Source organism: Stenotrophomonas sp. LC732 (genome assembly GCF_052446685.1).
Lineage (GTDB): Bacteria > Pseudomonadota > Gammaproteobacteria > Xanthomonadales > Xanthomonadaceae > Stenotrophomonas > Stenotrophomonas muris.
The window spans coordinates 2,780,045-2,803,111 of the sequence record NZ_CP199214.1; the positions used below are offsets into that span (position 1 = coordinate 2,780,045).

Here is a 23,067-nt window from a genome sequence, read left to right on the forward strand (position 1 = left end):
CACCGCCGACGTGAAGCGCGCGCGTATGTGCGGCATCCGGATACGACGACGCCGGCACAGGGCCGGCGTCGTCGCGTAGCTCAACCTTGCGGCAGGATCACTCCTGTGCGGCGTCCTCGCTGCTGGAAGCCGCCGGGGCGCCATCGGTCGTGGTCGTGGTCGGGGCAGGCACTGCCACCTCATCCTCGTCCTCGTCGATCGAGGCATCCATGCGCTCCACCGCCTGCAGCTTCTCGTCCTTGGACAGGCGGATCAGGGTCACGCCCTGGGTGTTGCGGCCGACGCGGCTGATTTCCGAGCCACGCGTACGCACCAGGGTGCCACCATCGGAGATCAGCAGGACTTCGTCGCTGGAGCCCATCAGCACTGCGGCGACCAGCTTGCCGTTGCGCTCGGTGGTCTGGATGCCGATCACGCCCTGCGTACCACGGCCCTTGCGCGGGTAGTCCGGCAGCGGGGTGCGCTTGCCGTAGCCGTTCTCGGTGGCGGTAAGGATGTACTGAATGCTGGCGTCGTCGGCGCCGTCGATCACCGCGTCGCCATTGGCAGCGGCTTCCTCGACACCGCTGTCGTCCTCGTTCTCGTCCTCGCTGCCACCGGCACTTTCGGCCACGATCAGGCTGACCACTTCCTCGCCGGCCGGCATCTTGATGCCGCGCACGCCGGTGGCGGTACGGCCCATCGAGCGGACCTTGTCTTCACCGAAGCGCACGGTCTTGCCGTTGGAGGCGAACAGCAGGATGTCACGCTCGCCATCGGTCAGGCCGACACCGACCAGCGCATCGCCCTCGTCCAGGTTGATCGCGATCTTGCCGCGGGCCAGGCGGAAGGCGAACTCGCTCAGCGGGGTCTTCTTGACCGTACCGTTCTTCGTGGCGAAGAACACGAACTGGCCATCGGCGTACTCGCGCACCGGCAGCACGGCCTGCACGCGTTCGCCCGGCTCCAGCGGGATCCAGTTGATGATCGGACGGCCGCGGGCGTTGGAACCGGCTTCGGGCAGCTGGTAAACCGGCAGCCAGAACACCTTGCCCGAGCTGGTGAAGGTCAGCAGCGTGTCGTGCGTGTTGACCAGCCACAGCTGTTCGATGAAATCCTCTTCCTTGGTCGCCGCCGCGCTGCGGCCACGGCCACCACGGCGCTGTGCGCGGTACACGCTCACCGGCTGCCGCTTCACGTAACCGGCATGCGACACGGTAACCACCACGTCTTCCGGCGCGATCAGGTCGAGGATGTCCAGGTCTTCTTCGCTGTGGCGGATTTCGGTACGACGTTCGTCGCCGAATTCGGCCTTGACGTTGACCAGCTCCTCGCGGATCACCTGCAGCAGGCGGTCGGGATCTTCCAGGATGTGGATCAGCCCGGCGATCACTTCCAGCAGCTGCTTGTACTCGTCGGTCAGGCGGTCCTGCTCCAGCCCGGTCAGGCGGTGCAGCCGCATCTCCAGGATCTGGGTGGCCTGGATCTCGGTCAGCTGGTAGCCGCCCTCGATCAGGCCCACGCCCTTGGGCAGGTCTTCAGGACGGGAGGCCTCGGCACCGGCCGCACCCAGCATCGCACCGACCAGGCCCGGCTCCCACACGCGGGCCAGCATGCGCTCGCGGGCTTCGTTCGGGTTCGGCGAGGTCTTGATCAGTTCGATCATCTCGTCGATGTTGGCCAACGCAACGGTCAGGCCTTCCAGCACGTGGGCACGGGCGCGCGCCTTGCGCAGCTCGAACACGGTGCGGCGGGTGACCACTTCGCGACGGTGGCGGACGAACGCCTCCAGCATCTGCTTGAGGTTCATCAACTGCGGGCGGCCATCGACCAGCGCCACCATGTTGATGCCGAACACCGATTCCATCTGCGTCTGCTGGTACAGGTTGTTCAGCACAACCTCGGCAGATTCACCGCGCTTGATCTCGATGTAGATGCGCATGCCGTCCTTGTCGGACTCATCGCGCAGCTCGCTGATGCCTTCGATCTTCTTTTCCTTGACCAGCTCGGCGATCTTCTCGATCAGACGCGCCTTGTTCACCTGGTAAGGAATTTCAGTGACGATGATCGATTCGCGGCCGTTGTCGGCCACTTCGATATCGGCCTTGGCACGGATGCGCACGCGGCCACGGCCGGTGCGGTAGCCGGCGACGATGCCGGCAGTGCCGTTGATGATGCCGGCAGTCGGGAAATCCGGGCCCGGGATGTATTCCATCAGGCCGTCGACATCGATGTCCGGGTTGTCGATCAGCGCGATGCAGGCGTTGATCGATTCGCTCAGGTTGTGCGGCGGAATGTTGGTCGCCATGCCCACCGCGATGCCAGCCGAACCATTGACCAGCAGGTTCGGGAACCGGGTCGGCATGACCGTCGGCTCCAGTTCCTTCTCATCGTAGTTGGGCTGGAAATCGACGGTTTCCTTGTCGATGTCCGCCATCAGCTCATGCGCCAGGCGCGACATGCGCGCCTCGGTGTATCGCATTGCTGCAGCGGAGTCGCCGTCGATCGAACCGAAGTTACCCTGGCCGTCGACCAGCATGTAGCGCAGCGAGAACGGCTGTGCCAAGCGCACCAGCGTGTCGTACACCGACTGATCGCCATGCGGGTGGTACTTACCGATGACGTCACCGACGATACGCGCCGACTTGAAGTAGGGCTTGTTGCTGTGCGCGTTGAGTTCGTTCATCGCGTACAGCACGCGGCGATGCACCGGCTTGAGGCCGTCGCGCGCATCCGGCAGCGCGCGGCCCACGATCACGCTCATGGCGTAATCGAGGTAGCTCTTGCGCATCTCGTCTTCCAGGTTGACCTGGATGATTTCCTTGGCGGTTTCTGCCATTCGGGTTCCGTTGTCTGGTAGCGGTCCAGTCCGGCGCAGCCCTCTGCGGGAGGGGGTCGCGCCGGAACCTCGATTCAACCTGTGGATACTACCACAACAGGCCGTTTTCCGCCTCCCTTTACGGGGATTTTACCGGCACAAATCAGGAACTTAGGGCCCCATACCGCCCCTGTAGAGCCGAGCCCATGCTCGGCTGCGCGAAATCAGTAGATCCGCGCCGTGCGTGGATGAGGCCTGCCTGGGGTCAGAGCCCTTTCCTGCGAAAAGGGATCCGACCCCGGGACCTTCCTGCCCGCCTCAGCCGCCGAAGGCGGTGCGCATGTTCCCGGCGGTCGGGTTCAGGATGACCCCGCGCTCGGTCACGATGGCGTCGATCAGCTCGCCCGGGGTGACGTCGAACACCGGGTTCCAGGCAGCAATGCCCTCGGCGACGGTACGGGTACCCCCCACGCCGTACAGCTCACCCGGGTCGCGCTGCTCGATCTCGATCTGGCTGCCGTCCACGGTCTCCATGTCCACGGTCGAGGACGGTGCGACCACCATGAACTTGACGCCGTGGTGGCGGGCGGCGATGGCCAGCTGGTAGGTGCCGATCTTGTTGGCGGTATCGCCATTGGCGCAGATGCGGTCCGCGCCCACGATCACCCATTGCACGGCGCCGGTCTTCATCAGGTGCGAGGCAGCCGAATCGGCGATCAGGGTGGCATCGATGCCGTCCTGCTGCAGTTCCCACACGGTCAGGCGTGCCCCCTGCAGCCACGGCCGGGTTTCGCCGGCGAACACGCGGGCGATGCGGTGCTGGGCCATGCCGGCGCGGATCACGCCCAGCGCGGTACCGAACCCCGCAGTGGCCAGCGAGCCGGTATTGCAGTGGGTCAACACGCCGCTGCCAGCCTCGATCAGGCCCGCGCCCAGTGCACCCATGTGGCGGTTGGCGGCCAGGTCTTCCTCGGCGATGGCCTGCGCTTCCGATTCCAGCAACGCCTTCCAGTCGGCGCCGGCGGCGTTCAGGCAACGGCGCATGCGCGCCAGCGCCCAGGCCAGGTTGACCGCAGTCGGGCGCGACGCATTGAGGCGCTGCAGGGCCGGTTCCAGCTGCTGCAGGGCGTGCGCACCATCGGCGGCCTGCACCTCGCGTGCAGCCAGCACGACACCCCAGGCAGCGGCAATGCCGATCGCCGGCGCGCCACGCACGGTCAATGCGTGGATGGCGCTGGCAACCTCGTCGCTGTCATGGCAGACCACGTGCTCGACCACGAACGGCAGCTTGCGCTGGTCCAGCAGTTGCAGGGCGTCGCCGGTCCACAGGATCGGGCGGATGTGGTCGTAACGGGCGTAGTCGATGTCAGAGGCAGTGTTCATGGGCCCATTGTAGGGCCACGCCCCGCAGGGTTGGAGCCTGCCCGGGCTCAATTCACCGAGAATTCGGCGCGGCAGCCGCCGTCCACCCAGATCCCGTTGCGGCTCCAGCCCCAGGTACTGCCTTCCTCGCAGGGCGTGCTGGACAGTTGCTCGGAGACCACGGCGCCAACCGAGATGCTGGCACCGCAGAAGCGCCGCTTCTTCGACTTCGATTCGCAGGTCAGGCGGCGCGGCATGTCGACGAAGCGGCCATCGTCATCGGCCACTTCGAAGTCACCCTGGCAGCCACGGCTGGTCCAGACTTCATTGCGCTTGTAGCCCCAGCCTTGCCCTTCGCGGCACGGCAACACCGACAACTGGCGCAGCAGGCGCACCGGCGCGCCATCGAGTCGTACCGGGCAACTCTGCGGACGGCCATTGGACTCGCAGCGCACCACACGGCGCACCAGGCGCTTGCCCGAGCTGTCAGCCGGCGGCGCCGCGCCCGCTGCGCGCCGGGCGCGGAACTCGGCACGGCAGCCCAGGGTGACCCACACACCACTGCGGTCAGTGCCCCACTCGCTGCCGCGGATGCAGCTGTTGCTGGACAGCTGGCGCACCAGGTCGACGCCGTTGGCAACCTCGATATCGCAGTGCACCCAACCCATGTCGCGTGATTCGCAGGTCACCACTTCATCGTCGTAGCCCACCTGCTGGGCCGACGCCGGCGACGGCAGCCAGGCACCCCAGAGCGCAATGGAGTACACCGGTGCAGCGACAACCGCGAACCACTTGACCAAAGCCTTCCCCAGCAGGAATGGATGAACTGGATGCCAGTGTCCGGCATTGGCCGTGATAAGAGCATCATCGTGCTTACCGACGCAAGCGCACCAAACCCGCGTTTCGTTCAGCCTGCGATGTTCAGCAACACGCGGGGATCACGCGTGGGCGAAGTCGTAGGCCAGCACATCGGCGATGCGTGGCGTGCGGTTCATCGCCATCAACAGGCGATCGACACCCACCGCCACGCCAGCACAGGCAGGCATCGACGGCAACGCCGACAGCAGTGCCTCGTCCACGGCTGGCTGCACCTGTCCACGTTCGTGGCGGCGCTGCTGGTCACGCTGGAACCGGGCGCGCTGCTCGTGGGCGTCGTTCAGTTCGTGATAGCCGTTGGCCAGTTCCACTGCACCCAGGTACAGCTCGAAACGCTCGGCCAGCGGCGGCGTGCCCGGACGGATGCGGGCCAGCGCGGCCTGGCTGGCCGGCCAGTCATGCACCACGGTCATCACCGCGTCATCGAACTGCGGCTGGATGTGGTGGGTCATCAACAGGTCCAGCCAGTCATCACGGGTCAACCCGACCGGGTCGATGTGCACGTCGCCAAGCGCAACGCGCAGCGCGGCTTCATCGGCCTCGAACGGATCCAGGCCCACGTGCTGCTGGAACAGCTCGCGGTAACTCAACACACGCAGCGTTGCACGGCGTCCGACCAGGGCCAGCGCCTGGCCGACCAACTCGGCGGTTTCCTCCATCAACCGGTGGTGGTCCCAGCCGACCCGATACCACTCCAGCATGGTGAATTCCGGGTTGTGGCGGCCGCCGGCCTCGCCGTTGCGGAACACCCGGCCCAGTTCGTAGCAGTCGCCCACACCGGCCGCCAGCAGGCGCTTGAGCGGATATTCCGGCGAAGTGCGCAGCCAGCGACGACGGCCACCGGCATCGACATGGCCGGTGAAATCGGTATGGAAGCTGTCGATGTTTGGCTCGGTGTTGCCTGCCACCGACAGGATCGGCGTTTCCACCTCCAGCACATCGCGCTCGGCGAAGAAGCGGCGCACCAGCGCGTTGAGCGTGGCGCGCTGCTGCAGCGCGCGCAGCAGGGCCTCGCTCACAGGATGCCCTCCGAGCGCGGATGGTCGAGCGGCAGGGTCAGCAGATCGCGGGTGTCGTCGATGTAGCCGCTGGCCAGGTACAGGCGGCGGGCCAGTTCGTTGTGGTGGTTCACCTCCAGGCGCAGGCGGCTGACACCACGCCCGCGAGCGCGCTGTTCACAGATGGCCAGCGCCTGCTTGCCGCGACCACGACCGCGCGCGCGATGACTCAGGTACAGCTCGTCCAGCAGCATGAAGTGGCCGCCCTGCTCCAGGCTGAAGCCCATCGCGATCACCGCGTAGCCGACCACCTCGCCCGCCTCGTCCAGCCACAGCAGCACTTCGCCATTGCGCGGATCGGCCAGCAGCGCGTCCACGCCGCGACGCACGCGCGCGTCATCGAAGTCGATCCTGTCTTCGGCGTAGAACTCGCGCATCAACGCGATCAACAGTTCTTCGTCGGCACGGGTGGCCAGGCGGAAATCCAGCGGGGCGGTCTGCATCGGTGTTCCTTTGTCTTTCATGCCGGGCGCCAGGCACCCGGCGGGGTCATCATTCGTGTTCGGCGAGGTAGGCCAGCAGGCGGTCTTCGTCCCACACCGGCACGCCCAGCGATTGCGCCTTGTCCAGCTTGGAGCCGGCCTCGGTACCGGCGACCACGAAGCTGGTCTTCTTCGACACACTGCCGGTGACCTTGGCACCCAGCGCTTCCAGGCGTTCCTTGGCGGCATCGCGGGTGAGCTGGGCCAGGGTGCCGGTCAGCACCACGGTCTGCCCATCCAGCGGGCCGGCCACGATCTCGGCCAGCGCCGGCGCCTTGGCCAGGATCTGCTGCATCGCCTTCTCGGCTGCCAGCAGCATCGCGCCATGGCCATCGGCATCGAGCCAGTCGGCCAGACCGCGCGCAGTGTCGTCCGGCAGGCCGGCGTTGACGAACTGGCCATGCTCGGCATCCAGCACCGCCTGGGCACCCGGCAAGGCAGCCACCAGCTTCTCCGCACGCAGGCGGGTGATGCCGGGGATTTCCGATTCGACCAGCAGTTGCGCCAGATCCAGGCCTTCGCGCAGCTTGGCACTGGGCGCGTGCACATCACTGATGCGCACCTGCCCGACCTGCAGCAGGTCGTCGATGGCCTGCTGGTTGCCCTGCTGCTCGAAGAAATGGCCGAGAGAACGCGCCACTTCGCCACCGATGTCCGGCACGCGCTTGAACAACGGCCATGGCAGGTGGCGGATCAGTTCCAGGTCACCGAACCACTGCGCCAGCGCCTTGGCCGTGCTCTCGCCGACGTGCTCGATGCCAAGCGCGAACAGCAGGCGCTCCAGCGTGGCTGCGCGACTGGCGTCGATTGCCGCGATCAGGTTGTCGGCCCATCTGGTGGCGATCTTCTTCGTGTTCCATTCGAAGCTGGCCGGCTGTGCCAGCGCCTGCGCGCGCCACGCCGGATCGTTGCCATCCAGCTTGAGCACCGCATTGAGCACCGCGCCGCTGCCTTCTGCCGGCAGGTGCAGCTTCAGCGCGGCGGCCAGTGCGGAAGGGTCCTCGGCATCCAGCACCAGCTTCAGGTGCAACAGCTGGTCGCGGTTGAGCCGGTACAGATCGGCCACGCTCCTGACGATGCCGGCGTCGACCAGGGTTTCGATGTACTTGTCGCCGAGGCCGTCGATATCCATCGCACGGCGCGAAGCGAAATGGGCAATGGCCTCCTTGCGCTGCGCAGGGCAGGACAGTTCGCCCGAACAGCGCCACGCAGCTGCACCTTCCTCGCGCACGATTTCCGAGCCGCACACCGGGCAGCGCGTCGGCATCTGCCAGGGCGAGGTGCCCTGTGGACGGCGGTCGAGGATGACGCTGACCACTTCCGGAATCACGTCGCCAGCACGTCGCACGATCACGCTGTCACCGACACGCACATCGAGACGCGCGATCTGATCGGCATTGTGCAACGTGGCATTGGACACGATCACGCCGGCCACAGCCACCGGTGCCAGCCGCGCGACCGGCGTGGCGGCACCGGTGCGGCCGATCTGGATCTCGATCGCCTCCACCGTTGTGCTCTGTTCCTGCGCCGGGAACTTGTGCGCGATGGCCCAGCGCGGTGCACGCGAGACAAAACCCATGGCCTGCTGGCCGGCGCGGTCATCCAGCTTGTAGACCACACCATCGATGTCGAACGGCAGGCCATCGCGACGCTCGCCGATGTCACGGTAGTAGCCGAGCAGGCCGTCGGCGCCTTGCACCACCTTGCACAACCCGCTGACCGGGAAGCCCCAGGCGCCGAGCTGGGCCAGCGTGCCCGAATGGGTGTCCGGCAGCTCGCCGCCCTGCACTTCACCGGTGCCGTAGGCGAAGAAACTCAGCCGGCGCTGCGCACTGATCTTCGGATCGAGCTGGCGCAGTGAACCCGCTGCCGCGTTGCGCGGGTTGGCCAGCACCTTGCCGCCCTGCTGGCGCGCACGTTCGTTGTAGGCCTCGAAATCGGCGCGGGCCATGTACACCTCGCCACGCACCTCCAGCACATCCGGCCAGTCCTTGCCGTGCAGGCGCTTGGGAACATCGCCGATTTCACGCAGGTTGGCGGTCACGTCCTCGCCGGTACTGCCATCACCGCGGGTTGCGCCGAGTACGAAATGACCGTCCTCGTAGCGCAGGCTGATCGCCAGGCCATCCATCTTCGGTTCGGCCGAGAACTGCAGGCTGCGGCGGCCCAGGCGCTCATCGATGCGGCGCACGAAGTCGGCCACTTCCTCATCGCTGAAGGCATTGGACAGCGACAGCATCGGCACCGCATGGCGCACTTCGGGGAAGCGGCCGGACGGACGTGCACCGACCTGTTGGGTCGGGCTGTCGGCACGGGCCAGTTCCGGGTGCTCGCGCTCCAACGCTTCCAGCTCGCGCACCATCCGGTCGTAGTCGACGTCGGGGATCTCCGGCGCGTCCAGCTCGTGGTAGGCGCGGTTGGCCTGGGCGATCTGCCGGCGGAGATCTTCGGCGCGTTCGGCGGGGCTGGGGCTCATCGGGATCCGGTGGTTCTGGGATGGCCGGGGATTCTACCGCGCCCGGCCGTCAGGCCCTGTAACGCCCCGCCTTTGCAGCGTCGAGCGTGCTCGACGGGCACTCCCCGCTCCGGTGCCAACCTTCTCTCTCATTCCGGTAGGTGCCAACCTTGGTTGGCACATCTGCATGGCTCGACGCCACAAAAAGCAGCTTGCCGCCCGCTCACGCCGGCGCTAGCGTGCGACGGCCCCATCGGAATCCTGCCCATGACCCTGCCTGACTCCCGTAGACGCTTCCTGCAGCTGGCCGGTGCCAGCCTTGCCGTCGCCGGCAGCGGCCTGCCGCTGCGTGGCCAGGCCCAATCCGCGGCCACCGTCGGTGCGGCCCCTGCCGAAGGCGCGGTACTACTGAACTTCAACGAATGCCCCTACGGCCCCTCCCCCGCTGCCCAGCAGGCGGCGCGCGACAGCATCGCAAGCTGCGGCCGCTACCGCTTCGCCCTGGCGGCACAGGTACGCGATGCCTTCATCGAGCAGGCCCGTATCCCGGCCGACCATGTGCGCCTCTATCCGGGCTCGAGCGAACCGTTGAACCGCGCCGCCACGTTGTGGACCGGCCCGCAGGCGGGACTGGTGGTGGCCGACCCCACCTTCGAGACCCTGGGCGAGGTCGCTGCCGCACATGGTGCACACGTGCAGAAGGTGCCGCTGCGCAATGACGGCGCACACGACCTGCGTGCGATGGTCGCAGCCGCGCATGCGCGCCCGACCGGGCTGCTGTACGTGTGCAATCCGAACAACCCGACCGGTTCGATCAGCCCACCGGATGAGCTCGCCTGGCTGCTGGCCCACAAGCCTGCTTCCACCCGCGTGCTGGTCGACGAGGCCTACCTGCAATACAGCGAGCAGCCCAGCCTGATCGCGCAGGTGGCGCAGCGCGACGATCTGATCGTGCTGCGTACATTCTCCAAGCTGTACGGCATGGCCGGCCTGCGCCTGGGCCTGGCGGCCGCACATCCCGAGCGTCTGCGCGAGCTGGCCAGCCCCGGCGACAACCCGCTACCGGTGCCCGCGCTGGCGGCGGCGCTGGCCAGCCTGCAGGATCCGCAGCTGATTCCGCAGCGTCGCCTGCAGAACGCCAAGGTGCGCCAGGCCACCATCGCATGGCTGGGCAAGCGTGGTTTCAGCTGCCTGCCGTCGGAAGCGAACTGCTTCGTGGTCGACGTGCAACGCGACGGCAGCACGTTCGCCAAGGCGATGGCCGACAACGGTGTGGTGATCGGGCGCAGCTGGCCGATCTGGCCGCAGCACGTGCGCGTGACCGTCGGCAGCGAGGACGAGATGGCCGCGTTCCGCCGCGCGTTTGCCAAGGTGGCCGGCGTACCGGCGTAGACCCCATCCACGCATGGCGTGGATCTACTGTTGTGGGTGCCGACCGTTGGTCGGGGTGGGTGCCGACTGTTGGTCGGGGTGGGTGCCGACCGTTGGTCGGCACGCCATGGCGCTCACCAGCGCGGGGTCTTGGTCAGCGGCGGCGCCTGGTGCTGGCGGTCGTAGGCGCGCAGTTCGTCACGGATGTGCGCGATGCGCTGGCGACCCAGGGCGTTGCGGCTGTCATCCAGCACCACGCCATCCAGCAGTTCGGCCATGCGCTGCACCGTCGGCAGCATCTTCTCCCAGGCATCCAGCGCGGTCAGCGGCGCCGGCAGGGTCAGGAAGAAGGCGATGGCCGGGGTTTCCATGGCACGGATGTTGGCCATGTCGAAGCTGCCTGGCTTCATGATGCTGGCCATCGAGAAGATCGGCCCGCGCTCGGGATGGCCTTCCACCAGACGGTGGAACACGTTCATGTGGCCGAACACCAGGCCGGTCTTCTCCGCCGCTACCACGATGTCTTCGCCGCGCAGCTGCTCGCCGGCCCGGGCGGCCACGAACAGCGAAACGATCTTGTCGAAATCCTGGGTGGCGCGCTTGCCGAGATCGCTGGCGCCCGGGTCGGTATCGCCCAGGCCGAGTTCGGCCTGTTCGCCTTCCGTGCCCATGCCCGGTTCGACGCGGCCATCGGCCACGACAACGCCATCCTCGCCCAATACCGGTTCGCGGCGCTCGCCGCTGGCCGGTTCCGCGCTTTCCACGCGGCGTCCCTGGGGCTTCTTCTTCGGACGGCCAAACAGGAAGATCGCGGCGATCAACAGCAGGCCGGCGGCCAGGATGCCGATGCGCAACAGTGCCGTGTCGGACATTCGATAGGTTCTCCGGCTAGTTCATTCAGGTAACTAGGATGGCACGTCAGGCCGCGCCCGCCAATCGCGCGGCTTCTTCCAGGTCCACGCTGACCAGGCGGCTGACGCCCGGTTCACGCATGGTCACGCCCGAGAGCTGGTGCGCGGCCTCCATCGTCGCCTTGTTGTGGCTGACGAACAGGAACTGCACCTTCTCGCTCATTTCCTTGACCATGTTGGCCAGCCGGCCGACGTTGGCTTCGTCCAGCGGCGCGTCCACCTCGTCCAGCAGGCAGAACGGCGCGGGGTTCAGCTGGAAGATGGCGAACACCAGCGCCACTGCCGTCATCGCCTTCTCGCCGCCGGACAGCAGCGAGATGCTGGACACGCGCTTGCCCGGCGGGCGCGCCATGATGGTCACACCGGTGTCGAGCAGGTCTTCACCGGTCAGCTCCAGGTAGGCGTGGCCGCCACCGAACAGGCGCGGGTACAGCGCCTGCACGCCAGCATTGACGCGGTCGAAGGTGTCCTTGAAACGGCCGCGGGTCTCGCGGTCGATCTTGCGGATGGCATCCTCGAGGGTTTCCAGCGCCGTAGTCAGGTCGGTGTGCTGCGAATCCAGGTAATCCGAGCGCTGCGAAGCCTCGCCGTACTCGTGGATGGCGGCCAGGTTGACCGGCTCCAGCCGGCGCATGCGTGCGTCGATCTGATGCACGGCCTGCTCCCAGTCGCCCAGGCGCGCATCCTCGGGGAGTGCGTTGAGCACGTCCTGCAGCACGAAACCGGCCTTCTCCACCGCGCCCTGCAGGGTGTCCGCGCTCAGCACCAGCGCCTGCTGGTCCAGCTTGCGCTGCGAAATACGCTCGCGCTGGGCCAGCGCCTGTTCGTCACGCTGGTGGCGGGTCTGCTCGTAATTGCGCAGCTCGGCGTCGATGCCGTCCAGCAACGTACGCGCTTCGGTCAGCACGCGATCCGCCCGCACGCGCTCTTCCAGTGCATTCTGGTGCTCGGCCTGCAACGATTCGACCGGCGAATCACCTTCGTCCAGCTGCGAGTGCAGCTCGCCCAGTCGCGAATCCAGCTGCCCACGCTGGGTGCCCATGCGCTCCAGCGCCTGGCTCAACGAGGCCAGCTGCGCACGCTGCGATTCCAGGGTCAGGGCCAGCGAATGCGAGCGCTCGCGCACTGCACGGGCAGCATCGCGGGCCAGGTCGCGCGCCTCGGTCAGCTGGCGGCGCTCGCCCTCCAGCCGCTGCCGGGTCGACTCCAGGTCACCCATGCTGCTGACCGCGTTCTCCAACCGCGAGCGCGCTTCGCGCGCCTGCGCGTTGTTGGCTTCAATCGTTTCCTGCAGTTGCTTCAGCTCGCCTTCGATGCGGTCGATGCGCGTGCGTGCAGCCTCTACCTTGCCCTGCTGCCCCTGCAGCTGGCCGGCCAGCTCGGAGACCGCGCGGTGGGCCTGGTACAGCGCACGCTGCGCGTCTTCGCGCTGCTGTTCAGCCGCCTGCAGCTGCTCGCGGAAACCGGCCAGCTGTTCTTCCAGCTCGGCCTCGCGGTCCTGCAGCTGCTCGATCTGCTCGCGCAGCTCGTTGATCTCGCGTTCGCGCAGCAGCGCGCCCTGCTGGGCTGCACCGGAGCGCGACACGCGCAGCCAGCCCTGGCCCAGGCGCTCGCCGCTCTGGGTGATGATCGAATCGCCTTCCGGAAGGCTGGACTGCAGGGCCTTCGCCTCGGACAGGTCGCGGGCACCATGCAGGTGCGCCAGCAGGCGACGGATCGCCGCCGGGCCACGCACGCGTGCGGCCAGCGACGTCGGTGCAGCCTTGACCTCGGCATCCGCGCTGGCGACCAGCGCAATGTGGCCGTCGCCGAGTTCGCCGAGGGCGTTGACCAGGCTGCCCGGGTCATCGACCAGCACGCCTTCGATCAGCTGGCCGAGCGCACTTTCCACCGCGTTTTCCCAACCGGCATCGACGTCCAGGCGTTCGCCGACACGTGCCGCCGAATCCAGCCCGCGCGCCTTCAGCCACGCGACGGCCGCGCCCTGCTCCTGGCCCAGCGCGGCCTGCTGCAGGGTTTCCAGCGAGGCCAGGCGACCGCGCAGGCCGTTGGCCTGCTTGCGCAGTTCGGCCAGTTCGTTCTGGCCATTGCGCTGCTGTTCCTGTACGGCCGCCACGCCCTGCTTGCGCAGCTCGACGTCTTCGCTCAGTTCATCCAGCGCGGCCTTCTGCGTGTCGTGCTGCAGGTGCAGCTGCTCGAAGGCCTCTTCCAGCGCGTCCACGTCCAGCCCGGCGCGCTCGGCGGCCAGGGCCTCGCGACGCCGGTCGGCGTCGAGGATCTGCTTGTCCAGGTAGTCCACGCGCGTGCGCTCGACATCACCGGCGCGCGACGCCTCCGAACTCTGCGAGGTGTGCTGCTCCCAGCGCTGCTGCCAACTGGCCAGCCGGTCTTCGGCCTCGCGCAGGCTTTCCTGCTTGATCTCGTTCTCTTCCTGCAGCGCCTCCAGCTGCGGGGTGGCGGCCTCCACTGCCTCGCGCAGCACCCTCAGTTTGGCCTCGTCGCCGCTGATGTGCTGGCCCAGTTCGGCCAGGGCCTGCTGGGTTTCATCGCGCGCCTTGTGCAGGCGCTGCGACAGCTCGCGCTGGTGCTGGATCTGCTGTTCCAGGCGCGCCAGCGTGCTGCCGACCTGGTAGACCGCGGCCTGCGCGGTGTTGAGCGCGTCGGCGGCCTCTTCGCGCCGCGCGCGCGAGGTCTCGATGCGGGCCTCGGCATCACGCTGGTCGGCGATCAGCTGCTGCAGCTTGGTCTCTTCCTGCGACAGGCCTTCGCGCAGCTTCGACAGGCGACCGTCGAGACCACGGAATTCCAGCGCCTTCCACTCGGCATCCTTGACCCGGCGCTCTTCCTGCAGGGCCTGGTACTGCTCGGCCTGCCTGGCCTGGCGCTTGAGGTGTTCGAGCTGCTTGCTGATCTCGTCGCGCAGGTCGCCCAGCCGGTCCAGGTTCTCGCGGGTGTGGCGGATGCGGGTCTCGGTCTCCTTGCGGCGCTCCTTGTACTTGGAGATGCCGGCTGCCTCTTCCAGGTACACGCGCAGGTCTTCCGGGCGCGCTTCGATGATCTGGCTGATCATGCCCTGCTCGATGATCGAGTAGCTGCGCGGGCCCAGGCCGGTGCCGAGGAACAGGTCGGTGATGTCGCGGCGGCGGCACTTGGTGCCGTTGAGGTAATAGTTGCTGGTGCCGTCGCGGCTGACCGTGCGCTTGACCGAGATTTCGTTGAACGAGGCGTATTCGCCGGAGATCGTGTGGTCGGAGTTGTCGAAGATCAGCTCGACGGTAGCCTGCGAGACCGGCTTGCGGGCATTGGACCCGGAGAAGATCACGTCGGTCAGCGAGTCGCCACGCAGGCGGCTGGCCGAACTCTCGCCCATGACCCAGCGCACGGCATCGATGATGTTCGACTTGCCGCAGCCATTGGGGCCCACCACGCCGGTCATGTTGGTCGGCAGGTGCAGGGTGGTCGGATCGACGAACGACTTGAAGCCGGACAGCTTGATCGTGGAAAGACGCATAGGGGTTCCGGACTGGGGCCGGCAAGCGGCCTGCGTTTACCCTCCAAGTCATTGATCCTGCTGGGATCGATGCCCGTGGAACGGGTGTGACGCCCTGAGTATACCGATGTGGCCGTGTTCTACGAATGGGCGTGGAACATTGTCCAGCCCCACCCCGTCGGCCGGACGTGGCCGCACGCCACGAAACGGAGCCATAAAACAAAACGGGCACCCTTGCGGGCGCCCGTTCTGCGGTGATGCCAGGCCTTGCGGCGTGGGATCAGGCTTCGGCGACGACGACGACCTTGACGGTGGTCTCGACGTCGGCGTGCAGGTGGATCAGCACGTCGTACTCGCCGATGTTGCGGAAGGCGCCTTCGCCCAGGATGACTTCGCTCTTGCTGACCGGCAGGCCGGCAGCGGTGAAGGCATCGGCGATTTCGCGGGCGCCGACCGAGCCGTACAGCTTGCCTTCGGTCGAAGCGTTGGCCGGGATGGTCACGCTCGCGCCGTCCAGCTTGGCCTTGCGGGCGTCAGCGTCGGCGTGGATGGCCTGGGCCTTGGCTTCGTATTCGGCGCGCTTGGCTTCGAACTCGGCCTTGTTGCTCTCGGTGGCCGGAACGGCCTTGCCCTGCGGCACGAGGAAGTTACGGCCGTAGCCCGGCTTCACGTCGACCAGGTCGCCCAGGTTGCCGAGGTTGGTGACTTTCTGCAGGAGGATCAGCTGCATGGTATTGCTCCAGATGAGTTATTCGTTAGCGAGGCGATGCCCCGCAACAAAGGCTGTCCGAATAGCTGGCACAGCGGGGGCGGCGCCGGGCCGCCCCGCCGGGCATCAGACGTCGTGGTTGTCGGTGTACGGGATCAGGGCCAGGAAGCGAGCGCGCTTGACGGCGGTCGCCAGCTGGCGCTGGTACTTCGACTTGGTACCGGTGACGCGGCTCGGCACGATCTTGCCGTTCTCGGTCAGGTACTGGCGCAGGGTGTTGAGATCCTTGTAGTCGATCTCCTTCACACCTTCAGCCGTGAACTTGCAGAACTTGCGGCGACGGAAGAACTTGGACATGGGAAGGCTCCTTAGGCGGCGGAAGCGGCGTCGTCGCCGGCTTCGTTGTCAGCGGTGGTGGTGGACTCGCCTTCTTCGTCGTCACGACGACGGCGCTCACCGCGCTCCGGCTTGTCACCCTTCTCGTCCTTGCTCTTCATGATCAGCGACTGCTCGGTGTCAGCCTCGTCACGCTTGATGACCAGGTTGCGCAGCACGGCGTCGTTGAAGCGGAAGCTTTCGGTCAGTTCGTTCAGAACGGCCTGGTCGGCTTCGATGTTCATCAGCACGTAGTGGGCCTTCACCAGGTTCTGGATCGGGTACGCCAGCTGGCGGCGGCCCCAGTCTTCCAGACGGTGGATGGTGCCGTTGCCGTTCTCGACCAGCGACTTGTAGCGCTCGATCATGGCCGGGACCTGCTCGCTCTGGTCCGGGTGGACCATGAACACGATTTCGTAATGACGACTCATGTTTTTTCTACCTTTCGGATGTGGCCTTGCGGCCGGACAGCCCCCCGCCGTTGAGACCGCGGTGGGGCAAGGATTCCCGCCGGGGAGGCAGGAAGCCGCGCATTATGCGGCAAGCGGCGCCACCGGGCAACCGGGCGCAAACCGGGCAACCTGAACGGGAGCGCCGGCCCATGTCCGGCACGTGCTCATTCCAGATCGACGTGAAGACGATGCTGGCCGCATTCCAGGCATTGGAACAGGCAGCCGACCATCATCCCGTCCCGGCTCAGATGCTCCAGCACCCAGTCGGCGTCGCGCGGATTGACCGCCGCCACGTCCGGCCGGACCTGGTCGAGGATCGGCAGCAGATCGTCGCTGCCGGCGTAGCCGAGGAAGGCGCAGGGCCGTTCGCAATGGCTCAACCAGACCGATTGCTGCCAGGAGGAGTAGCCCGGGGTGCGCTCGCAGACCTCCAGCAGCAGCTCACGGGCGATGGTCGGCGGCGGATCAGCCGGATCCGGGGATACCCCCTCGATATCGCTCCAGCCGGTGAACTCCCCCTCGTAACTGGCCGCAGCCCTGCCATCGGCGATACACCAGGGGCACAGGTAATCCGGGCGCAGGCGGGTGTAGAACGGTCCGCGATAGCGCAGTGCGCGCGCCTGGCCGCAGCAGTCGCAGATCCCCTCGACCTCTTCGAAGGAGAGCTCGTAGGCGTTGGGGTGATAGGTGAAAAGCGGTCGTTCCATCCGTGGGATCCCTGCCGAGCCCAGCGTGCCGACCAAGGTCGGCGCCCACCAGAGCGCGCCTGGTCAGCGCCGGGCCATGCCCGGTGGCCGGCCCTCAGGCCTTGTCGGCGTCGGTGGTGAAGCTCTCGCCGCAGCCACACTCGGCGGTGGCGTTCGGGTTGCTGAACGTGAAGGTCTCGCTCAGGCCGTGCTTGCCGAAGTCGATCACGGTGCCGTCCACCAGGGCCAGGCTCTTGGCGTCGACGTAGATCTTCACGCCCTCCTGCTCGAACACCGTGTCGCCCTCGCGCTCTTCGCGGGCCAGGTCGGTCACGTGGCCCCAGCCGGAGCAGCCGGTCTTGGTCACGCCGAAACGCAGGCCCAGCGCGCCGGGGGTCTGGGCGACGAAGCGCTGCACGCGCTCGAAGGCAATGGGGGTCAGGCTGACGGCCATGGGGCTACTCCAGAGGTACGGGGACATTATAAGGAGCCGTTGCCACGAAAAATGCCTCGCAAGCAGAACGCTGCAACCGGTAAACTCCCGTGTTCACAGATCGAGTCGATCAGCAGAGGATTCAAGTCATGACGGTGGTCAGCGTTGAACATGCGCTTGCCGGGAAGATCCCGGAAGGCGGCGAAGTCACGGTACGCGGATGGGTGCGCACGGTGCGCGGTTCAGCGAATCTGGCCTTCGTGAATGTGAGCGACGGCTCCTGCTTCGTCCCGATCCAGGTCGTGGCCGGCGACAGCTTGGCCAACTTCGATGAGATCAAGCGCCTGACCAGCGGCTGCTCGGTCATCGCCACCGGCACGCTGGTGAAGTCGCAGGGCAAGGGCCAGTCGTTCGAGATCCAGGCCAGCACGCTGGACGTGGTCGGCTGGGTCGAAGACCCGCTCACCTACCCGATCCAGCCCAAGCCGATGTCGCCGGAGTTCCTGCGCGAAGTGGCGCACCTGCGTCCGCGCACCAACCTGTTCGGCGCGGTCACCCGCATCCGCAACTGCCTGGCCCAGGCCGTGCACCGCTTCTTCCACGAGAACGGCTTCAACTGGATCAGCACCCCGATCATCACCACCTCCGACGCCGAAGGCGCCGGGCAGATGTTCCGTGTGTCCACCCTGGACATGGTGAACCTGCCGCGTGACGAGAAGGGCGCGATCGATTTCAGCCGCGACTTCTTCGGCAAGGAAACCTTCCTGACCGTGTCCGGCCAGCTGAACGTCGAGGCTTACTGCCTGGCGCTGAGCAAGGTCTACACCTTCGGCCCGACCTTCCGCGCCGAGAACAGCCACACCACCCGCCACCTGGCGGAGTTCTGGATGATCGAGCCGGAAATCGCCTTCGCCGACCTGGCCGAAGACGCGCGCCTGGCCGAAGAGTTCCTGAAGTACCTGTTCCGCGCAGTGCTGAACGAACGCAGCGACGACCTGGCCTTCATTGCCGAGCGCGTGGACAAGAACGCGATCACCAAGCTGGAAGACTTCATCAACGCACCGTTCGAGCGCATCGACTACACCGACGCGGTCAGCCTGCTGCAGAAGTCCGGCAGGAAGTTCGACTTCCCGGTCGAATGGGGCCTGGACCTGCAGACCGAGCACGAGCGCTGGCTGACCGAGGAACACGTCGGCCGCCCGGTGGTGGTGACCAACTATCCGGAGCACATCAAGGCCTTCTACATGCGCCTGAACGACGACGGCAAGACCGTTGCCGCGATGGACGTGCTGGCCCCGGGCATCGGCGAGATCATCGGCGGCAGCCAGCGCGAAGAGCGCCTGGACGTGCTGGACGCGCGCATGGCCCAGTTCGGCCTGGATCGCGAGCACTACAGCTGGTACCGCGATTTCCGCCGCTATGGTTCGGTGCCGCACGCCGGCTTCGGCCTGGGCTTCGAACGCCTGGTGGTGTACGTCTGCGGGCTGTCCAACATCCGCGATGCGATCCCGTACCCGCGCGCGCCGGGCAGCGCGGACTTCTAAGCCCCACACGACCACGGAGGTACCGCCCCCATGACCCTGTTCTTCGCCCTCTGTTTCGTCGGCGTTGCAGTGGCCGGGTTCAGTGCCTTCGTGATCTTCTGGCCGCTGACCCTGGTGCACGTGCGCGACCGCCATCCGGCGCTCGCCGCGCGCTTCGGCAGCGGCGCCTTCCTCAAGCCCGATGCCCTGGCCTGGCTGCTGCGACGCGACTATCGGCAGCAACCGGACCGCTCGCTGTCCGGGCTGGCGACACCGGCCTGGGTATCGCTGCTGACCCTGCTGGCCGGACTGGGCATGGCCGCCCTGCTCTGGCTGGCCTCGCTCTGGTAATACGCTCATGAATGACATCACCGCCTCGCGCGACAGCTGGTGGCTGGCCAGCCTCGGCAACACCCTCATCTGGGCGCGCCTGCGCGTTCGCCCGGCCGGCACCGCCGAAGTGCTCGACAGCGATGGCAACACGCTGAGCTACGACAGCGAAGACACCGCCCGTTCGCAGTTGTTCGACGCCGAGTTCGTCGAGTACGACGGCCTGGACGAGGAGGACGCACTGGTGCGCGGCTTCAGCCTGCACGAAGTGCAGCCGCCGCAGGCCGACAGCGACGAGGGTCTGCGTGGCCGCATGATCCAGTCACTCGGCGGGCGCGCCTGACCCCTGCATGTTCACCCCGCGCGCCTTCGCCGAGACCGACCTGCTCTGGCTGGACCGCCTGCTGGCGCGCGACCCGTTCGTTACCGTGCTCACCCCCGGCAGCGATGGCCTGCCGGAGCTGACCCGGATGCCGGTGCTGTACCGGCGTGACGGCGACCAGATCGAACTGCGCGGCCACTGGGCCCGCGCCAACCCGCAGTCGCGCCACAGCGGCGCGGCCAAGGTGCTGGTCGATGGACCGCACGGTTACGTCTCCGCCAGCTGGTATCCGGACAAGGAGCCCGCCGCGCGGGTACCCACCTGGAACTACGCTGCTGCCGAGCTGCGTGGCCAGCTGCAGACCTTCGACGATGCCGGCGCGCTGGCGGAGCTGGTCGGCGCGATCAGCGACCGCTTCGAAGCCAGCGTCGGCCAGGCCTGGCAGTTCGATGCCACGCGTGCCGAACATGGCCCGGAGCTGCGCGCCATCGTCGGCTTCCGTTTCCAGGTCGAACATGTGCAGATGAAGCTCAAGCTGAGCCAGAACCATCCCGACGCCAACCAGCGTGCGGTGATCGCCGAACTGGAACAGCTGGGCACCCCCTCTTCCACCGAGTTGGCGCAGTGGATGCGCTGGCACCGCGAACAGGCCGCCCGCAGCGACTGAACGCCGCAGATTCCCGCGACGACGCAGCCGGACGGCTGCGGCGCGCCCCCACCCGACGCCAGGGACCCGAACATGAAAGACATCCACAAGCTGCTGCAGAACAACCGCGACTGGGCCGACCGGATCGAGAAGGAAGACCCCGAGTTCTTCCACCAGCTGGCCAAGCAGCAGCACCCGGAATACCTGTGGATCGGCTGCTCCGATTCGCGCGTGCCGGCCAACCAGATCATCGGCATGGCCCCGGGCGAAGTGTTCGTGCACCGCAACGTCGCCAACGTGGTCGCGCACACCGACCTGAACTGCCTGAGCGTGGTGCAGTATGCGGTGGACCAGCTGAAGGTGAAGCACATCCTGATCGTTGGCCACTACGGCTGCGGCGGTGTGCATGCCTGCCTGCACAACACCCGCGTCGGCCTGGCCGACAACTGGCTGCGCCACGTCGGTGACGTGATGCAGAAGCACACTGGCATCCTCGATGCGATCGAGACCGATGAGCTCAAGCACGCGCGCCTGTGCGAACTGAACGTGATCGAGCAGGTGGCCAACCTGTGCCGCTCGACCATCGTGCAGGATGCGTGGGCCCGCGGCCAGAAGCTGATGGTGCATGGCTGGGTCTACAGCCTGAAGGACGGACGCGTGCGCGAGATGGGCATCGACGTCGGTTCGCAGGAAGAGCTGCAGCCTGCATATGAAAAGGCCCTGTCCTACATCCCGCGCAAGGGCAAGCGCGACTGATCCCTTACGGATGACCATCATGCTCGCTTCGCCGATCAACCTGCACGCCTGGATCGAAGAGAACCGCCACCTGCTGAAGCCGCCGGTGGGCAACAAGATGATCGACAACGGCGATTTCATCGTGATGGTGGTCGGCGGGCCGAATTCGCGCACCGACTATCACTACGACGAAGGCCCCGAGTGGTTCTACCAGCTCGAAGGCGAGATGGTGCTGAAGGTGCAGGAAGACGGCGCGGTGCGCGACATCCCGATCCGCGCCGGCGAGATCTTCCTGCTGCCGGCAAAGGTTCCGCACTCGCCGCGGCGCCCGCCCGGTGGCATCGGCCTGGTGGTCGAGCGCAAGCGCCTGCCGCACGAGATGGACGGCGTGATCTGGCACTGCGAGCGCTGCAACCACAAGCTGCACGAAGAGTTCTTCCCGCTGCAGAACATCGAGACCGACCTGCCCAAGGTGTTTGCGCGCTACCACGCCAGCCTGGAGCTGCGTACCTGCAGCCAGTGCGGGCACGTGGATCCGCTGCCGGTGCCGGCGGTGGGCTGAGCCCCTCGAACGGTAGTCGCCCACCTTGGTGGGCGCTTGCTCGCTCCCGCCCTGGTAGATGCCCACCTTGGTGGGCGCTTTCTTGTACGTGCGCCAACCAAGGTTGGCGACTACCGGATCACACGGCGCTGGTGCCGGGCCGGCTGCTACCGGGCCATGCCCCAGGCGCTACACTGGCGGTCCCGTTGCAGCCTGTTGCCCGACCATGTCCGACCTGCTCAGCCGCACCCACGCCATCGCCCTGGACGCCGCCGATCCGCTGCGCCCGCTGCGCAGTGAATTCCTGATTCCGCGCCATGAGGGCGGCGAGCAGACCTACTTCGTGGGCAACTCGCTGGGCCTGCAGCCGCGCGGCGCGCAGGCAGCGGTGCAGGAAGTGATGAAGCAGTGGGGCGAACTGGCGGTGGAAGGCCACTTCACCGGCCCGACGCAATGGCTGTCCTACCACCGCCTGGTGAGCGCGCAGCTGGCCCGCGTGGTTGGCGCGCTGCCCAGCGAAGTGGTGGCGATGAACACGCTGAGCGTAAACCTGCACCTGATGATGGTCAGCTTCTACCGGCCGACCACGCAGCGCCCGGTGATCCTGATGGAAGCCGGCGCGTTCCCGACCGATCGCCACGCGGTGGAAGCCCAGATCCGCTTCCATGGCTTCGACCCGGCCGAGTGCCTGGTGGAAGTGCAGCCGGACGAAGCCAACGGCACGATTTCACTGAACGCCATCGAGCGCGCCATGACCGAACACGGCCCGCGCCTGGCACTGGTGCTGTGGCCTGGCGTGCAGTACCGCACCGGCCAGGCCTTCGACCTCGATGCGATCACCCGCGCCGCCCGCCTGCAGGGCGCACGCATCGGCTTCGACCTGGCGCACTCGGTCGGCAACCTGCCGCTGCGCCTGCATGACGTGGCCCCCGATTTCGCCGTGTGGTGCCATTACAAGTACCTCAACAGCGGCCCGGGCGCAGTGGCTGGCGCCTTCGTGCACGAGCGCCACCACCGCGATACCACCCTGCCACGCTTTGCTGGCTGGTGGGGCCATGAGGAAGCCACCCGCTTCCAGATGGCGCCGCAGTTCACCCCGGCCATCGGCGCCGAGGGTTGGCAGCTGAGCAATCCACCGATTCTCGGCCTGGCACCGCTGCGTGCCTCGCTGGACCTGTTCGAGCGCGCCGGCATGGAGGCGCTGCGCAGCAAATCGCTGGCGCTCACCGGCATGCTCGAAGCACTGGTGCGCGCGCGCCTGCCGCAGGTGCTGGACATCATCACCCCGGCCGATCCGCAGCGCCGCGGCTGCCAGTTGTCGCTGCGCGTGATCGGTGGCCGCGAGCGTGGCCGCGCACTGTTCGAGCACCTGCGCGGCATCGGTGTGCTCGGCGACTGGCGCGAACCCGACGTGATCCGCATCTCGCCCACCCCGCTCTACAACCGCTACCTGGACGTGCACCACTTCGTCGAGGAAGTGGAAGCCTGGGCCGGCCTTTGAGCCGGTCCCTCC

The 23,067-nt window shown here is 67.0% G+C and carries 21 protein-coding genes; 8 read left to right on the forward strand and 13 right to left on the reverse strand.

The features are described 5' to 3' along the window. Positions 1 to 97 precede the first annotated feature (97 nt). The 6 genes from gyrA to ligA all read right to left on the reverse strand — a co-directional run bounded on the left by gyrA (position 98) and on the right by ligA (position 9,057). Complete coding sequence (gene gyrA / locus ACT6SE_RS13385; RefSeq protein ID WP_046431511.1) at positions 98 to 2,818, reverse strand: DNA gyrase subunit A; 2,721 nt, start codon at positions 2,816 to 2,818, stop codon at positions 98 to 100. A gap of 297 nt (positions 2,819 to 3,115) precedes the next feature. Continuing rightward, positions 3,116 to 4,180: an S-methyl-5-thioribose-1-phosphate isomerase gene (gene mtnA / locus ACT6SE_RS13390; RefSeq protein ID WP_014647652.1), complete on the reverse strand. Its 1,065-nt coding sequence runs from the start codon at positions 4,178 to 4,180 to the stop codon at positions 3,116 to 3,118. A 47-nt stretch (positions 4,181 to 4,227) separates the two neighbouring features. Next, complete coding sequence (locus ACT6SE_RS13395; protein WP_014647653.1) at positions 4,228 to 4,959, reverse strand: DUF3011 domain-containing protein; 732 nt, start codon at positions 4,957 to 4,959, stop codon at positions 4,228 to 4,230. Positions 4,960 to 5,097: 138 nt separating this feature from the next. Next, positions 5,098 to 6,054: an EF-P lysine aminoacylase EpmA gene (gene epmA / locus ACT6SE_RS13400; protein WP_014647654.1), complete on the reverse strand. Its 957-nt coding sequence runs from the start codon at positions 6,052 to 6,054 to the stop codon at positions 5,098 to 5,100. Continuing rightward, entirely contained in the window at positions 6,051 to 6,536 is a 486-nt protein-coding gene (locus tag ACT6SE_RS13405; protein ID WP_046431515.1) for a GNAT family N-acetyltransferase, read from the reverse strand. Before ACT6SE_RS13405 ends, epmA begins: the two co-directional genes overlap by 4 nt. 49 nt (positions 6,537 to 6,585) lie before the next feature. Then, positions 6,586 to 9,057, reverse strand: a complete 2,472-nt coding sequence (gene ligA / locus ACT6SE_RS13410) for an NAD-dependent DNA ligase LigA (protein WP_172412180.1) — start codon at positions 9,055 to 9,057, stop codon at positions 6,586 to 6,588. A gap of 240 nt (positions 9,058 to 9,297) precedes the next feature. On the opposite strand from ligA, the gene ACT6SE_RS13415 reads away from it, so the two are divergent. Beyond that, positions 9,298 to 10,422, forward strand: a complete 1,125-nt coding sequence (locus ACT6SE_RS13415; protein ID WP_049420860.1) for a pyridoxal phosphate-dependent aminotransferase — start codon at positions 9,298 to 9,300, stop codon at positions 10,420 to 10,422. Positions 10,423 to 10,535: 113 nt separating this feature from the next. Here ACT6SE_RS13415 and zipA read toward each other — a convergent pair whose 3' ends face one another. The 7 genes from zipA to ACT6SE_RS13450 form a co-directional block, all read right to left on the reverse strand. Next, on the reverse strand, positions 10,536 to 11,273 hold the full coding sequence (gene zipA, locus ACT6SE_RS13420) for a cell division protein ZipA (RefSeq protein ID WP_014647658.1): 738 nt from the start codon (positions 11,271 to 11,273) through the stop codon (positions 10,536 to 10,538). A 46-nt stretch (positions 11,274 to 11,319) separates the two neighbouring features. Then, positions 11,320 to 14,823: a chromosome segregation protein SMC gene (gene smc, locus ACT6SE_RS13425; protein WP_046431536.1), complete on the reverse strand. Its 3,504-nt coding sequence runs from the start codon at positions 14,821 to 14,823 to the stop codon at positions 11,320 to 11,322. Positions 14,824 to 15,082: 259 nt separating this feature from the next. Then, on the reverse strand, positions 15,083 to 15,532 hold the full coding sequence (gene rplI, locus ACT6SE_RS13430) for a 50S ribosomal protein L9 (RefSeq protein ID WP_014647660.1): 450 nt from the start codon (positions 15,530 to 15,532) through the stop codon (positions 15,083 to 15,085). Between the two features lie 105 nt (positions 15,533 to 15,637). Then, on the reverse strand, positions 15,638 to 15,868 hold the full coding sequence (gene rpsR / locus ACT6SE_RS13435; RefSeq protein WP_002804494.1) for a 30S ribosomal protein S18: 231 nt from the start codon (positions 15,866 to 15,868) through the stop codon (positions 15,638 to 15,640). Between the two features lie 11 nt (positions 15,869 to 15,879). Then, entirely contained in the window at positions 15,880 to 16,317 is a 438-nt protein-coding gene (gene rpsF / locus ACT6SE_RS13440; protein ID WP_006452997.1) for a 30S ribosomal protein S6, read from the reverse strand. 185 nt (positions 16,318 to 16,502) lie between these two features. Then, on the reverse strand, positions 16,503 to 17,045 hold the full coding sequence (locus ACT6SE_RS13445) for a CbrC family protein (RefSeq protein ID WP_046431540.1): 543 nt from the start codon (positions 17,043 to 17,045) through the stop codon (positions 16,503 to 16,505). Between the two features lie 94 nt (positions 17,046 to 17,139). After that, positions 17,140 to 17,478 (reverse strand): HesB/IscA family protein, encoded by a 339-nt coding sequence (locus ACT6SE_RS13450; RefSeq protein WP_046431542.1) that lies wholly within the window; start codon positions 17,476 to 17,478, stop codon positions 17,140 to 17,142. Positions 17,479 to 17,606: 128 nt separating this feature from the next. Between ACT6SE_RS13450 and asnS the strand changes: the two genes are divergently transcribed. The 7 genes from asnS (at position 17,607) to kynU (ending at position 23,055) form a co-directional block, all read left to right on the forward strand. Further along, positions 17,607 to 19,001, forward strand: a complete 1,395-nt coding sequence (gene asnS, locus ACT6SE_RS13455; protein ID WP_046431544.1) for an asparagine--tRNA ligase — start codon at positions 17,607 to 17,609, stop codon at positions 18,999 to 19,001. A 30-nt stretch (positions 19,002 to 19,031) separates the two neighbouring features. Continuing rightward, a complete protein-coding gene (locus ACT6SE_RS13460) occupies positions 19,032 to 19,331 on the forward strand; it encodes a hypothetical protein (protein ID WP_005410232.1) in 300 nt (99 codons plus the stop codon). A gap of 7 nt (positions 19,332 to 19,338) precedes the next feature. After that, positions 19,339 to 19,653: a hypothetical protein gene (locus tag ACT6SE_RS13465; protein WP_006453002.1), complete on the forward strand. Its 315-nt coding sequence runs from the start codon at positions 19,339 to 19,341 to the stop codon at positions 19,651 to 19,653. 7 nt (positions 19,654 to 19,660) lie between these two features. Continuing rightward, complete coding sequence (locus tag ACT6SE_RS13470; protein WP_014647665.1) at positions 19,661 to 20,299, forward strand: FMN-binding negative transcriptional regulator; 639 nt, start codon at positions 19,661 to 19,663, stop codon at positions 20,297 to 20,299. 72 nt (positions 20,300 to 20,371) lie between these two features. Then, positions 20,372 to 21,034, forward strand: coding sequence for a carbonate dehydratase (can, locus tag ACT6SE_RS13475; protein ID WP_010480460.1), 663 nt, complete (start codon positions 20,372 to 20,374; stop codon positions 21,032 to 21,034). A gap of 19 nt (positions 21,035 to 21,053) precedes the next feature. Next, the gene (locus ACT6SE_RS13480) at positions 21,054 to 21,575 is read left to right on the forward strand and encodes a 3-hydroxyanthranilate 3,4-dioxygenase (RefSeq protein WP_041864228.1); all 522 of its coding nucleotides are present in this window, start codon (positions 21,054 to 21,056) and stop codon (positions 21,573 to 21,575) included. A gap of 205 nt (positions 21,576 to 21,780) precedes the next feature. Then, positions 21,781 to 23,055: a kynureninase gene (gene kynU / locus ACT6SE_RS13485; RefSeq protein WP_014647667.1), complete on the forward strand. Its 1,275-nt coding sequence runs from the start codon at positions 21,781 to 21,783 to the stop codon at positions 23,053 to 23,055. Positions 23,056 to 23,067: the final 12 nt, after the last annotated feature.

Bases quoted from the DNA above. Each gene is read 5' to 3' on its own strand.
- smc (WP_046431536.1), bottom strand. From the start codon at position 14,823: ATGCGTCTTTCCACGATCAAGCTGTCCGGCTTCAAGTCGTTCGTCGAT.
- ACT6SE_RS13470 (WP_014647665.1), top strand. From the start codon at position 19,661: ATGTTCACCCCGCGCGCCTTCGCCGAGACCGACCTGCTCTGGCTGGAC.
- rpsR (WP_002804494.1), bottom strand. From the start codon at position 15,868: ATGTCCAAGTTCTTCCGTCGCCGCAAGTTCTGCAAGTTCACGGCTGAA.
- rpsF (WP_006452997.1), bottom strand. From the start codon at position 16,317: ATGAGTCGTCATTACGAAATCGTGTTCATGGTCCACCCGGACCAGAGC.
- kynU (WP_014647667.1), top strand. From the start codon at position 21,781: ATGTCCGACCTGCTCAGCCGCACCCACGCCATCGCCCTGGACGCCGCC.
- rplI (WP_014647660.1), bottom strand. From the start codon at position 15,532: ATGCAGCTGATCCTCCTGCAGAAAGTCACCAACCTCGGCAACCTGGGC.
- ACT6SE_RS13480 (WP_041864228.1), top strand. From the start codon at position 21,054: ATGCTCGCTTCGCCGATCAACCTGCACGCCTGGATCGAAGAGAACCGC.
- ACT6SE_RS13465 (WP_006453002.1), top strand. From the start codon at position 19,339: ATGAATGACATCACCGCCTCGCGCGACAGCTGGTGGCTGGCCAGCCTC.
- ACT6SE_RS13460 (WP_005410232.1), top strand. From the start codon at position 19,032: ATGACCCTGTTCTTCGCCCTCTGTTTCGTCGGCGTTGCAGTGGCCGGG.
- mtnA (WP_014647652.1), bottom strand. From the start codon at position 4,180: ATGAACACTGCCTCTGACATCGACTACGCCCGTTACGACCACATCCGC.
- ACT6SE_RS13445 (WP_046431540.1), bottom strand. From the start codon at position 17,045: ATGGAACGACCGCTTTTCACCTATCACCCCAACGCCTACGAGCTCTCC.
- ACT6SE_RS13405 (WP_046431515.1), bottom strand. From the start codon at position 6,536: ATGCAGACCGCCCCGCTGGATTTCCGCCTGGCCACCCGTGCCGACGAA.
- can (WP_010480460.1), top strand. From the start codon at position 20,372: ATGAAAGACATCCACAAGCTGCTGCAGAACAACCGCGACTGGGCCGAC.
- ACT6SE_RS13450 (WP_046431542.1), bottom strand. From the start codon at position 17,478: ATGGCCGTCAGCCTGACCCCCATTGCCTTCGAGCGCGTGCAGCGCTTC.
- asnS (WP_046431544.1), top strand. From the start codon at position 17,607: ATGACGGTGGTCAGCGTTGAACATGCGCTTGCCGGGAAGATCCCGGAA.
- gyrA (WP_046431511.1), bottom strand. From the start codon at position 2,818: ATGGCAGAAACCGCCAAGGAAATCATCCAGGTCAACCTGGAAGACGAG.
- ACT6SE_RS13415 (WP_049420860.1), top strand. From the start codon at position 9,298: ATGACCCTGCCTGACTCCCGTAGACGCTTCCTGCAGCTGGCCGGTGCC.
- zipA (WP_014647658.1), bottom strand. From the start codon at position 11,273: ATGTCCGACACGGCACTGTTGCGCATCGGCATCCTGGCCGCCGGCCTG.